The sequence below is a fragment of the Streptomyces sp. NPDC002795 genome (genome assembly GCF_042888725.1).
Lineage (GTDB): Bacteria > Actinomycetota > Actinomycetes > Streptomycetales > Streptomycetaceae > Streptomyces.
Map to the genome: position 1 here is coordinate 106,174 of NZ_JBIAQB010000011.1, position 12,580 is coordinate 118,753.

The following is a 12,580-nucleotide window of genomic DNA, read 5'->3' on the forward strand; positions in this document are numbered from 1 at the left end:
GTCTGTGTCGCGATGATCCGTGAACGTAGCTGCACTCGAACGCCTGTCACAAGTCGATGCAGCGTAGATCACGTGAAAGTCACAGTGTTGACGGTCCGTCAGTTCTGGAGTGTTCCGCACTCCGCGAACTGTGCGACGAATCCGCACAGTTCGCGGCAATTCAGGCCCGCCACTCTCAGGCGGCCGCCTCACCACTGACCCATGCGCCGAAGGGCTCGGTACCGCACTCACCGACGTTAGTGATGATCCGGAACGGGGGTACAACGGAACGTCTGAACATCGGTTGGCCCCGCTCCGCCGCGTGGAGCACCGCCATGACCGCAGGCCACGCCCCCTTCTTCCACCAGGACAGCTGACGCTCCCGGATCGCATACGCCGGCCCCCAGGTGGGCGGCATATCCGTCCAGCTCAGCCCATGCCGCAGCCGATGCAACATCCCGTTGAACTGCTGTCGGATGTCGTACTTGCTCGTGAAATGACGCTTGGTGAAGAAGGGGCGAAGCGCTACGAGAACCGCCTGCCACTCCTCATCCGTGGGATCGGACGGCACCAGCGTGCCGGTCTCTTCGTGCCAAGCGCCAACTGGGCACCTGGCGCCCTTCCTGTACAGGTCCTCGCGCGTAGCGCAGTGCACTTCGACGTCGAATTCCTCGAACAGCCCGCGCACCTGTTCAGGCTCCAGGCCAGGGACGCCGGAGGCCCCGGTCGCGATGGCGTCGAGCAGGCCGTCCCGCCGCGCGTCGCGCACCTCCCGCCCGGTGAGCCACTCTGCTGCCACAGCCCGCTGGCGGCGCAGATCGTCGAGCTCCTCCTGTATGCGCTCGACAGCGGCCTGCAGCACGGCCGGAGCGATGCCTGCGGCGGCGTACTCCGGTACCTTGCGCAGCAGTAGTTCCTCATGGCATGCGACGGCGTGGTCCATCTCCCGTACCCGTCGCCCGTATTGCGCCCGGTCACCAGGCACAGCCGCATACCGGTCCCGAATCGCGCCGTCGGCCAGGCGTTCGTTGCCACGGAGCAGACCGAACACCTCATCCAGGACGGCCGCTTCAATCTCGTCGGCCCGTAGATTGGGTTCGCAGCACAGCCCCGTCACCCGCCCTCGGCACCGGTACACCCGACGTTCCCCCTCGGTCGCGCCGAAGTACGTCTCACCGCACTCCCCGTGGAGCCGACCGGAAAGAGGATAGGCACGGTTGCTGCGACGACCGTTCTGGAACCCCGTCCTCCGGAGCGCCTCCATCAGTTGCCGGGACCGCTTCTGCGTCAGGATGGGCGGCACCCCGATCCTGGCCGGGGTGCCGTGAAGTGGATCGCCGCTCTCCGTTCGCCGGGTGGCATTGCGCGAGGCACCGCGGCTCGTCTTCCGGTACACCACGTATCCCTGGTGAATGGTCTCGCCGCTCAGCCGGGCACGGAGGTTCGCCGCTTCCCAAGGCCGACCGCTCCGCGTCGGCATTCCTCTTTCGTTGAGCTCGGCTGCGGCCTGACCACAGTTCATGCCTTGGTCGATCACCAACGCGGCCGCGACACTGATCACCGCCGACTCCCGTTCGTCCGTGACGAGAACGGACAGGGCCCTGCGTCCGCCGTCGGTGTCCACCACATCGGAGGCGATCCGATACCCGTAGGGCGCTGGCCCGCCGGGCCAGCCTCCGTAGGAGATCGTCGACTCACGGCCCGCTACGGTGCGTTGCCGGATCCGGCGCCATTCCATGTCCGAGTAGGCGACGTGCCGACGGAACTCGGCCCACCCTGCTTCGACGCTCGTATCGATCCCTTCCAGGACCGAGACGACGTGGACGCCCAGGTCCGCCAAGTCCCAGGCCCACTGGTAGGCGGCTCGGGCCGTCCTGCCTACACGGTCCACGCTCGAGACAAGGACCCGATTGAAATTGCCCGAGCGGGCGGCGCGCACCAACTGCTCGAGTGCTGGGCGGAGTTCACCCACCCCCGATGCGGCTTCGTCCGTGTACTCACCGACAGCCTCGGCGTCCGGATGGGCGGAGAGCCAGGTCCTGCAGTACTCACCCTGCTCCTCCAGGCCGGAGCCTTCCAGCTGGCCCGGTGTGGACACGCGGCGGTACGTGACCACCCTCAGTTGTTCCTCACCGGCCGAAAAAGGGGATGCCACAATGGCCATGTGCAGTCCTCTCGCGACTGTTCCAAACCCGGGGTGGTAGGACACCGCCGGGATCTGTCCGGCCCCGGAGTGCTCGCTCCGGGGCCGGTTCCCATGGATAACGCTACGTGACGACATGCACACGTACGACGGAATCGGGAATTATCCCCAACTTCCTTTTTGAGCCAGCTGGTTCGCCCCATGCACAGCCGGGCCACACGTCAGTTGCCCGGCTCCCGTAGCCCTCCTTGTGGAGCGAAGGACACCGGCAGGCTTCTGAGCCCACGCATGATCAGGCCTCCGCGCCAGCGCAGCTCCGCAGGGGCTGCGGCGAGTTCCAGGTCGGGGAAGCGGCCCAGGAGGGTCGCCAGGGCGGTGCGGGCTTCGAGGCGGGCAAGCGGGGCGCCGAGGCAATAGTGGATGCCATGGCCGTAGCCGAGGTGGGGATTGGTGCGCCGGTCCAAATCCAGTACGTCTGGGTGCTCGAAGCGAGCTGGATCCCGGTTGGCCGCAGCCAATACCACCAGTACAGGCTCCCCCGTCGCGATGCGCTGCCCGCCGATTTCCAAGGGCTGGATCGCGAAGCGCCAGGTGGCGAATTCCACTGGGCCGTCATAGCGCAGCAGTTCCTCGACCGCCGCATCCAGGACCGAAGTGTCTCCCTGGGCAGCCGCTGCCCGGAATCTCCGCATCTGCTCATGGTCTCTCAGCAGGGCATGCGTGCCGTTGCCGACAAGGTTGACCGTAGTTTCAAACCCAGCCAGGAGGAGCACGAAGCACATCGCCGCCACCTCGTTCTCCGTGAGGTGTTCGCCGTGGTCGGAGGCGCGGATCAGGTCGGAGATCAGGTCGTCGGAGAGGTCGCCGCGCTTGCGGTGGATCAGGTCCACCAGGTACGCGCGGATCCGCTTCACCGCGCGTCCCACCCCGCCGCGCGGTCCGCCGCCGTGGCGGATCATCATGCCGGCCCACTCGCGGAAGTCGTCCTGGTCCTCGCGGGGGACGCCGAGCAGGTCGCAGATGGCGTAGATGGGCAGGGGGAAGGCGAAGTCGTGGATCAGGTCGGCTTCGCCCTTTGTCGCGAAGGCGTCGATCAGGTCGTCCGTCAACTGCTGGACGCGTGGCGCGAATTCGGCGACCCGGCGTGGGGTGAACGCCTTCGAGACGAGGCGGCGCAGGCGGGTGTGGTCGGGCGGGTCGATGTTGAGGAGGTGGGTCGTCAGCTCGGCCTTGCGTTCGCCCGGGATGCCCGTCTTGCCCTTGGCGTGGCTCGGCTCGTCGTGGTGGTCCGCGTTCTTGCTGAGCCGTTGGTCGGCGAGCGCCTGGCGGGCGTCGGCGTACCGGGTGACCAGCCAGGCCTCGACGCCGCTCGGCAGCGTGGTGCGGTGCACGGGGGCGTGCTCGCGCAGCCAGGCGTAGGCGGGGTACGGGTTGCTGGCGAACTCCCAGCTGAAGAGTTCGGGGGCGCTGGAGGGGGTGGGGCTCTCGGTCACCACCTGACCGTAACCGGCCCCAGGCCCCTACTCGTCGGTGAGTCCCTCGGTGGTCCGCACCGCGTCCCGGTAGGCGCGGGCGGCGGCTCTGAGGGCGGCCTCCGGGTCGATGCCCTCGGCCTCGGCGCGCAGGGCGAGGGCCAGGAGTTCGTAGCCGACGCCCTCTCCCGTGGGGACCGGTACGTCCAGGCCCGCCGTGCGCACCCGGGAGCCGAGCTTGGCGGCGAGGGCGAGGCCCGGCTGGCCGACGGGGACGCCGTCGGTGACGGAGGCGCGGCGCTTCTCCTCGGCCTTGGTGCGCAGCCAGTGCTCCTTGACCTCTTCGGGGGTCGTGGCGGTGTCGTCTCCGAAGACGTGCGGGTGGCGGTGGATGAGCTTGTCGACGATGCCGCCCGCGACGTCGTCCACCGAGAACGGCTCGTCGGTGTCCTCCTCGGCGATGCGTGCGTGGAAGACGACCTGGAGGAGTACGTCGCCGAGCTCTTCTCGCAGTTCGGTCCGGTCGTCCGTCTCGATGGCCTCGACCAGTTCGTACGCCTCCTCGATCGCGTACTTGGCGAGGTCCTCGTGGGTGCGCTGCTTCGACCAGGGGCATTCGCGGCGGATGCGGTCCATGACCTGGACGAGGTCGAGGAGGCGGGCGCCGGGCAGGTCGTAGGAGCCGGGGAGCAGTTCGAGGTTCGGCATCTGTTCGCGGCCCGAGCCCGCGAGGCGCGCCAGGCCGTCCGTGAGCTGCCGGTCGCCCTCCGCCGTGGCGAGGACGACGAGCGTGCGCCCGCCGTCCGCGCAGCGGTCTACGAGCTCGCGGGCGGTGGGCGAGGCGATCGTCACCTGGACGCCCGCGTCCTTCACGTACGGCAGCTGCGGGTGCGCGGAGTCGGCGCACAGCACCTCGTCGGCCGTGCGCAGCGCCTGCCATGCCTGCCAGGACAGGAGGCCGGGGGCGACCCTGTGGCTGGTGGTGAGCAGGACGACGCGGCCGGCGGTGTCGGCGGGGGCGTGGTGGTCGTGCGCCTCGGGTTCGTTCACCCCTCGAACGTAACGCAAGCCACTGACAACCCCGCCGTCCCCGGGCCTATGTGGTCTGCTGCTCCGCCGCGGGTTCCTTGGTGATCTGCTTCAGCCAGGGGGTCTTCGCGTCGACCCGGCTGTTCTTGGTGACGTCCCAGGTCCCGTAGCGGGGGTTGAGGTCGACGTTCAGTTCCTTGGAGGCGCTGGAGAGTGCCTTCCAGAAGACGGCTTTGCCCTGGGGGGTCTGCATGTCGGCGCCGAGCGCGGTCGACAGTTTCTGCGCTTCGATCTCGGTGCGCAGGCTCTCGGTGAGCCGCTGTGGCGGGATGTTGTACTGCTGGAGCCAGGCGACCTCCAACTCCTGTGCTCCGCCTGCCTGTTGTTCCAGGCCGGACCGCATGCTCTGCATTTCCTTGCGGGTGACGGAGATGCCCGCGTCGGTGGCGGCGCGGTGCAGGACCCGGTCGAGGACCATGGTGTGCAGCGTGTTGCGGGTGAGGCCGCCGGTCTTGGCGATGGCCTGTTCGTACTGCGCGGAGTCCTTGGTGGCGGTCTGTTGCGCGTCCCGTACCTCGTTCACCCGGCTCTCCAGTTGGGAGACGGTGATGCGCTGGCCGCCGACGACGGCCGCGGCACCGGGGTGCGCTTCGTTGCCGCAGGCGGTCAGGGCTGGGACGGCGGCGATGGCGGCGGCGGACAGGACGAGCGCGGTGCGGCGGCTGGTGCGGCGGTGCAAGGTGGGCCTCCCTGCGAGCAGTTTGTGCTTCGGTGCACAAAGTCCGGCGTTGATCGATGTTAGGCAGTGACCGCTTGCTAGGCCACCTATTCGACAACGATTCGCCATGAGTTGAGGTACCGGAGGTACCGAAAGGTGCCGGGGGTCAGCCTCTGACCTGGCCCAGCCACTGCAGTGTGCGGCGCACCTCGGCGGGAAACGGGTGGCCGGGTCCGTGCAGTCGTTCGGCGTCGTGCAGCAGCCGGGTCAGCGTCGCGTGGGCCGCGCCCCTGTCGCCTACGGAGAGCAGCAACTGGCCGATGCGGCGGCGTACTTCGAGGGCGAGCCTGAGGTCCGTGGTGGCGTACTGGTTCTCGTAGTACGGGAGGAGGGAGCGGTATTCGGCGAGCGCCGCGGCGGGTTCGCCGAGGGCTTCGAGGCATTGGGCGGCCTCGTAGCGGAACTGGAGGGACTGCGGGTCGGCGTGGCCGGCCTCGGCGGCGCGTTCGTCGGCGAGGCGGCGCAGTTCGGGCAGGGCGCGCCGGTACTGGCCGTCGTCCATGAGGGTGGCCGCGTACTGCTTGCGCAGGGTGCGGACGACGGGTGAGTGCTCGCCGTGCTGGGCGGCCGCGGCGGGCAGGATCGCGCCGAGGATGTCGACGGCCTGGGTGATGCGGCCTTCGCCGAGCAGCACCTTCACTTCGTCGACGGCCCGTGCCACGTCGGGGCGGTCGCCCTGGACGTCGGTTCCGGCGGGCTGCGGTGCCGGGGTGACGGCGCGGTCGGGCCAGGGGGCGTGCGGGCGCAGGAAGGGGCGGGTGGGGTCGAGCGGGCGGCCGGTGGGGACGCCGCGGGCGGGCAGCAGCGGGAGCAGTTCCTCGTAGGTCTGCTGGGCGGAGGCCGGGCGGTCCTGCGGGTCCTTGGCGAGCAGGCGCAGCACCAGGTGTTCCAGGGCCTGCGGTACTTCGGGGCGCAGTTGGCGGACCGGGACGGGGGCTTCGTAGAGGTGGCGGTGGAGGATGCCGAGGGCGGTGGTGCCCGCGAACGGCACGTCGCCGCTGAGGAGTTCGTGCAGCAGTACGCCGAGCGCGTACAGGTCGGTGTGCGGGCCGACGGCGCCGCCCATCGCCTGCTCGGGCGCCATGTAGGCGGGTGTGCCGATGGGTGATCCGGTGTGGGTGAGGCGGGTGGTGTCGGTGTCGAGGACGGAGGCGACGCCGAGGTCGAGGACGGTGAGCGTGCCGTCCTGCTTGACCATGACGTTCCGTGGCTTGAGGTCGCGGTGCACGATCGGCACGGCGTGCACGGCGGAGAGCACGGCGCACAGTTGCGCGGCGACGGCGACTGCCCAGGGCCAGGGGAAGGGGCTGTGTTCGGCGAGGTGGTCGGCGAGGTCGGCGCCGTCGATGTACTGCATGACGAGGTAGAGCTCGTCGTCCTCGGCGCCCGCGTCGTGCACGGTGACCAGGCCGGGGTGGTCGACCTGTGCGGTGACGCGGCATTCGCGCAGGAAGCGGCGGCGCAGCTCGTCGGCCTCGGCGCCGGCGACGCGGTCGGGGCGCACGAGCTTGACGGCGACGCGGCGGTCGAGGCGCTGGTCGTACGCCGTCCAGACCTGGCCCATGCCGCCCTGGCCGATGAGCGTGGACAGTTCGTAGCGCCCTGCGACGACGCGGCCGCCGGCCCGGGGCTGCCCGGTCACCGGCCGCCGTCCTGCTTGCGCAGGTAGTCGCTCAGCTCGTCCAGCTCGGCGCGGACCTGGTCGATGCGGTGCGGCGGCGGGGCCTGGTTCTGCGGCGGCGCGGGCGGCGGGGTGGGCGCGGGGGCAGGCGCGGGTGTGGGTGTGGGTGTGGCCGTGTTCATGGGGGGCCGCGGGGGCATCGCGTGCGTCTGCGGCGGCGCGGCGGGCCAGGGCTGCTGCCGCTGTGGCTGCGGGTGTCCGTAGGCGGAGGGCCCGGCCGGTGGCCTCGGCGCGTACCCGGTCAGCGAAGGCGCGGTGGGCAGCCTGCGTATGTCGTAGACGAGGAAGTACACGGCGCTGCCCAGCGCGATGAGCAGGAGCAGGGCGAGGGCGACGTCGGTGCGCGTGTCCTCCTCCGGCAGCGAGCCGACGATGCCGAACAGCGTGATGCTGACCGGCAGGGAGGCGATGGCCAGGGCCCAGTCGAGCGGCCTGCGCCGCAGCACCGCGATGCGGAACAGCGGGGCGCAGGAGAGCACGCCGCAAGTGAGCACGGACAGCGCAGGGAACAGCACCCTCAGGGTGATGGCCGTACCGTCGCTCTCGCGTCGGGGCGGCACCGCGCCGGGCCCATACATGGCAGCTCCTGGTCACTCGTCCGGGGTAGGACGCACGGCAATGCGATGCCGGTTCCTTTGAGCGTATAGGCGGACTCGGACATCGGGCCCGGGGTTGTACGGAACGGATGTCGCTCTGCTCACACCGGGGGCGGTGGAACGGTTGCCTCCGGCGCTGCTGGGCCGGTCCTACGCCGCGGGGCTCCGCCCCGGACCCCGCTGCTCAATCGCCGCAGGGGCTTGAATCCGGTGGCAGTGTGCCCGCCGTCAGGCCGTCGTGGAGGCCCTGGACGAGTTGTTCGCCGAGGCGGGACGCGCGGCGGAGGGTGTCCTCGAAGGTGGCGAGGGATTTGAAGTGCTTGCCGTAGTCGGCCTGTTCCGCGAGGGGGAGGCGTGGGAGCTGGAGGCGGCGGACGTCGAGGCGGGTGGCGGTGGAGGCGTAGCTGGAGGCCTGACGGTTGTTGGCGGTGGAGCGCAGGAAGCCGGCGAGGAACCACGGGTCGAGCGCGGCCGGTTCGGGCCGCAGGAGGGCCAGGCCTCTGCCGAGCGCGGCGCCCGCGTCCGCCTCGTCGACGACGCGGACCGCGGCGGCGCCGCCGACCACCGGCACGACGACGTCCCCGGCTTCGAGGATCACGGGGTCGTCCTCCGCGGCGTGGGCGCCGCCGGAGGGCGCGGTGCTCGTCAGCACGTCGTGGTCGGTGAGCACGGGTACGCGCGCGTGCCCTCCCGGTCCGCTGCCCGCCGCCGCGGTGCGCAGCGTCAGGGCGCCCGCGCGCGCGAGTTCGCCGACGGTGGTCAGTGGCCAGCGGGCCGGGGCGGTGGTCCCGGGGATGGCTCGCGGGGCGAGTTCCGTGGTCAGCCGCAGCGTGTCGGCGAGCTCCTCGCGTACGGAGGTGAGTTGCGCGGCGCCGCCGCCCGCGGCCGGCGGGGGCAGGCGGCGGGCGGGCGCGAGGTCGACCTCGTCGTCGAGCAGGTCGATGACCGGTACGGAGCGGGCGAGGCCCGGCTGCTCCTCCAGGGAGCCGTCCCGGTCGTGGGCGCGCCAGGCGTCGAGCACGGCGGCCCGCACCTCGTCCCACACCTGCTGCTCCCGTACGTCGCCGGATTCGGCGAGCGCGGCCGTGTCGACGAGGAGCAGTTCGGGGGTGACGGGCGCGCTCGTGCCGGGGCGGCGCAGCACCCACAGGTGCAGTGGGATGTTGTTGGGCGGGACGGCTCCCGCGGGCAGTGCGATCACCGCGCGCAGGGCGCCGCGGCGCAGCAGGTCGGCGCGGATCCGGCGGCCCGAGCGGCGCGAGGCGACGGTGGGCGGCATCAGGAGGACGGCGCTGCCGCCGTCCTTCAGGCGTGCCAACGCGTGCTGCACCCAGGCCAGTTCGGACTCGGTGCGGGCGGGCAGGCCGTATTCCCAGCGCGGGTCGTAGGCCAGCTCGTCGTGCCCCCAGCCGCGCTCGTTGAACGGCGGGTGGGCGAGCACCACGTCGGCCCGTACGTCGCTCAGTGCGTCGGCGCGCAGGGTGTCGGCGGCGGCGGTGCGCACGGCCGGGGCGTCCGTCCCGCCGTTGCCGTCGAGGGCGAGGCGTAGCGCGGTGAGCGCGGCGAGTTCGGCGGAGGCGTCCTGGCCGTACAGGGTGCGGCCGGGCCGTGGGGCGTGGGCGCGCACGGCGTCGAGGAGGGCGCCGGTGCCGCAGGCCGGGTCGAGGGCGGTGGTGGCGGGGCCCGCGAGCGCGGCCATCAGTTCGGCGGGGCCCTGCGGGGTGAGCGTGTACTGACGCGGGTTGGCGTCGAGGTGCCGACCGAGCAGGAACGCGAAGGTGCCGCGGGCGCCCAGCTCCGCGGCGAGTTCGGTGGCGCCGCGCAGCAGCGGCACCGACGGCAGCAGGTCGGCGGGCGACGGTGTGCCGACCGCCCGCTCCGTGGCATGGCCGAAGCGTGGGGTGAGGACGCCTTCGAGGGCGGCCGACAGGCGGTGGGCCAGGTCCCGGTCCTTGTCGGTCGCGGCGAGCGCGAGCCATTCGGTGGGCCGGTCGTGGACGAGCAGCAGGGCGCAGCCGGTGTGCAGGAGGGCGGCGACGGGCCCCGCCGGGTGTCCCGCGAGCTGCTGCCACACGCGCTCGCGCAGCGGGACCTCGGCGAGCTTGCCCTGGTCGCGCAGCCACTCCTCGACCTCGGTGAGCGCGAAGGAGGGGCTGGTCTCGGTGCCGCCGACCGGCCTGGGGAAGTCCGCGTGCCTGCGGCGCCAGTTGCTGACGGCGGCGCGGCCCACCCCGGCGAGCCGGGCGATTCCCGCGGCCGTCACCTCTGTCGCGTTGTCCTGCACCGAGCCGACTCCTCTCCGGACGCCTGTCCCGCCGTTGCGTCCTGACGTGCCTGTGCGACCGACCATACAGACTCCCGCGTAAGACCCGCATTCACAGCCGTGAGCGCATGAAGTTTTGTGAACGAGGTTGACTCGGTTCACAGGCAGTGCTGTTATTGCCTCAGCCAACCGCCGGATACACGGAAGCCGGGGGGAGGTTGGCTTCTCTCATCTCGGAGGAACAGCTATGTCCCAGACCCAGCCGCAACAGCAGTACCCCCAGTACCCGCCGTTCCAGCAGCAGCCGCCGCGGCAGGTCGCGCGCAACGGGCTGGGGACGGCCGCGTTGATCCTCGGTGTCATCGGCGCCCTGTCGGGGCTGATCCCGCTGCTGTTCTGGCTGGCCGGGCTGCTCGGCGTGATCGCCCTGATCCTGGGCCTGACGGGGCGCGGCAGGGCCAAGCGCGGCGAGGCCACGAACAAGGGCGTCGCCCTGACCGGGGCGATCCTCGGCATCGTGGCCATGGGCCTCGCGGTCTTCGGTGCGTACACGACGTTCAAGGCGGCGGACGACCTGGTCGACGAGCTCAACAAGTCGGTGTCCGACACGAAGGCCAAGGGCACGTCCGGCAAGGACTCCGGCGCCGACAAGTCCGAGGACGAGCCGGCCGGGGGCAAGACGCTCGCCGCGGGCGACTCCGTGGTCTACGACGACGACCTGACCGTCTCGGTCTCCAACGCGGTCACGTTCAGCCCGAGCGAGTTCGCGGCGGGCCACAAGAACGGCAACCACGCGTACAAGGTCACCGTCACCGTCACGAACGACTCCAAGGAGAAGTTCGACGCGACCTTGCTGACCGCCGACGCCCGCGCCGGCAAGGACGGCACCAAGGCGGAGCAGATCTTCGACGACAACGTCGGCGACGCGTTCAGCGGCACGATCCTGCCCGGCAAGAAGGCCACGGTCGTCTATGGCTTCGACGCCCCGGCGGCCGCGAAGAACCTGACCGTCGAGGTCACGCCGGGCTTCGACTACGACGGCTCGCAATGGGACCTGAAGTTGTAACCGGCTTCAGAAAATGGGGGGGGGTGGACGCGGCACGCGCTCAACGCGCGTGCCGCGTCCGCGTGTTCACGGGGCGCGGGTGGTTCACAGGCGAGATTCACAGGGCGAGATTCACAGGGCGTGCCGCACCCATACGTTCGGCTCGACGTACACGGCGTAGCCGTGCCCGGGCTCGCAGCGCACCGGCACCAGCGCGGCGGGCACCTCGACGGGCCCCTCCTTCTCGAAGGGCAGCCCGGTCCACTCCCGCCACTGTTCCAGCGACCCGGCCACGACCATGGACGCGGGCGCGACCTTCTCGATGACGCCGCCCGCCCGCACATGCACCCGCAGCCACGGATCGTGCGGCAGGCCGTCCGACTCCCGCACCCGGAACGCGTATTCGCCGATGGGCGCCTCGGGTTCGAGGTGTTTGGCGCTCGGCCGCACGGGCGCGACTACCTCGCCGAACCCGCGGGCACGCGCGTTCTCCCGCATCGCCGCGAGCATCCGCCCCGACAGGCCGCGCCCCTGGAGCCCCGGCGTGACGGCGATCTCGATGGCGCTCACGGTGTCGGGCGCGACCCCGTCGGCCCGGTCGGCGAACGCCCACTGCAACACCTGGTCCCAGCCGCCGTCCGGCAGCGCCCCGCGCCGCCCCTCGGCGTGCAGCGCGAACGGCACGCTGTACGCCTTGGCGACCACCGCCCCTGCGGCGTCCGTCGCCACGAACGCGTACTCGGGCAGCTCCTGCCAGATGCGCCGCAGGAAGATCCCGGCGCACAGGTCGTGCCCGATGAACGCGGGCCAGGTGTCCGGCATCGTCCACATGGGGAGCGCGAGTTCGGGGCGCTCGGCGAGGGTGGTGATCGTCGGATCGGTGCCCGGGTCGGGATTCATGCGCACATCGTGCAGCGGACGGGGCGGCGCCGCAGCCGGTTTTCCTTCACATCAGACGTAGACCCAGCGGTTGGAACCGGAGCTGAGGGTGCACTTGACGATCCGGCCGTTGGCGGCGTGCGTGGTGCGGCCGACGTCGGCGTTGCGGCAGAACTGGCCCGCGTTGTAGCAGTTGCCCGCGTTGGAGACGATCTCGCAGGTGGGAGCGGCCGGCTTCGGGGCGGCTGTCGTACGGACGGGTGCCGGGGCCTCGGTCCGCGTCGGGGTGGGCGCGGGGGCCCGGGTCTTCGCCGGCGTAGGTGTGGGGGTCGCCTTCGGGGTGGGCGAGTGCGTGGTGCGGGTCGGAGTAGGAGTCGGAGTGGGAGTGGGAGTGGGGGACTCCGTGGAGGGGGTGGGGCTGGGAGTCGGCGTCGCGGAGACGGACTTGGTGGGCCGCGTGTCGGCGGCGTCGTCCGTGCTGGAGCCGGACCCGCAGGCGCCGACGGCCAGGGACAGTGCGACCGCCCAGGCGGCGGCGAAGCCCGCGGAGCGTCTGCGTATCGACGGCCGACCAGATCTGTTGAACATGTGGACCCCGTATGGAGGAAGCGTGAAGAACTGCGGTCGTCGCGCACAGTAATCCACGAGGCGTCACACGGGGAGCCTCTTCGGTTTTCTGGTGCCGGTGGGGCGGGCCCCCTGCCCGCCCCACCCG

At 71.2% G+C, this 12,580-nt stretch carries 10 protein-coding genes; 1 reads left to right on the forward strand and 9 read right to left on the reverse strand.

What is annotated here, in order from left to right:
- Nucleotides 1–175 precede the first annotated feature (175 nt).
- From ACFYWS_RS30385 to ACFYWS_RS30415, 7 genes are all read right to left on the reverse strand, one after another.
- Complete coding sequence (locus ACFYWS_RS30385; RefSeq protein WP_389281740.1) at nt 176–2,143, reverse strand: recombinase family protein; 1,968 nt, start codon at nt 2,141–2,143, stop codon at nt 176–178.
- A 200-nt stretch (nt 2,144–2,343) separates the two neighbouring features.
- Nucleotides 2,344–3,615, reverse strand: a complete 1,272-nt coding sequence (locus ACFYWS_RS30390; protein ID WP_389281742.1) for a cytochrome P450 — start codon at nt 3,613–3,615, stop codon at nt 2,344–2,346.
- A gap of 27 nt (nt 3,616–3,642) precedes the next feature.
- On the reverse strand, nt 3,643–4,644 hold the full coding sequence (locus ACFYWS_RS30395) for a nucleoside triphosphate pyrophosphohydrolase (protein WP_389281744.1): 1,002 nt from the start codon (nt 4,642–4,644) through the stop codon (nt 3,643–3,645).
- A 46-nt stretch (nt 4,645–4,690) separates the two neighbouring features.
- Nucleotides 4,691–5,362: a SurA N-terminal domain-containing protein gene (locus ACFYWS_RS30400; protein ID WP_389281746.1), complete on the reverse strand. Its 672-nt coding sequence runs from the start codon at nt 5,360–5,362 to the stop codon at nt 4,691–4,693.
- A gap of 145 nt (nt 5,363–5,507) precedes the next feature.
- Nucleotides 5,508–7,043, reverse strand: coding sequence for a protein kinase (locus ACFYWS_RS30405; RefSeq protein WP_389281747.1), 1,536 nt, complete (start codon nt 7,041–7,043; stop codon nt 5,508–5,510).
- Nucleotides 7,040–7,660 carry a hypothetical protein gene (locus tag ACFYWS_RS30410; RefSeq protein WP_389281749.1) on the reverse strand — a complete coding sequence of 207 codons (621 nt, stop codon included), beginning with the start codon at nt 7,658–7,660 and terminating at the stop codon, nt 7,040–7,042. The genes ACFYWS_RS30405 and ACFYWS_RS30410 overlap by 4 nt, the downstream gene beginning before the upstream one ends.
- Before the next feature lie 202 nt (nt 7,661–7,862).
- Nucleotides 7,863–9,962 carry an N-6 DNA methylase gene (locus tag ACFYWS_RS30415; protein ID WP_389281751.1) on the reverse strand — a complete coding sequence of 700 codons (2,100 nt, stop codon included), beginning with the start codon at nt 9,960–9,962 and terminating at the stop codon, nt 7,863–7,865.
- A gap of 226 nt (nt 9,963–10,188) precedes the next feature.
- On the opposite strand from ACFYWS_RS30415, the gene ACFYWS_RS30420 reads away from it, so the two are divergent.
- Entirely contained in the window at nt 10,189–11,007 is an 819-nt protein-coding gene (locus ACFYWS_RS30420; RefSeq protein ID WP_389281753.1) for a DUF4190 domain-containing protein, read from the forward strand.
- A 111-nt stretch (nt 11,008–11,118) separates the two neighbouring features.
- On the opposite strand, the gene ACFYWS_RS30425 is transcribed toward ACFYWS_RS30420, so the two are convergent.
- On the reverse strand, nt 11,119–11,886 hold the full coding sequence (locus tag ACFYWS_RS30425; RefSeq protein ID WP_389281754.1) for an N-acetyltransferase: 768 nt from the start codon (nt 11,884–11,886) through the stop codon (nt 11,119–11,121).
- Nucleotides 11,887–11,937: 51 nt separating this feature from the next.
- Nucleotides 11,938–12,453: a hypothetical protein gene (locus ACFYWS_RS30430; RefSeq protein ID WP_389281756.1), complete on the reverse strand. Its 516-nt coding sequence runs from the start codon at nt 12,451–12,453 to the stop codon at nt 11,938–11,940.
- Between the last annotated feature and the right edge of the window lie 127 nt (nt 12,454–12,580).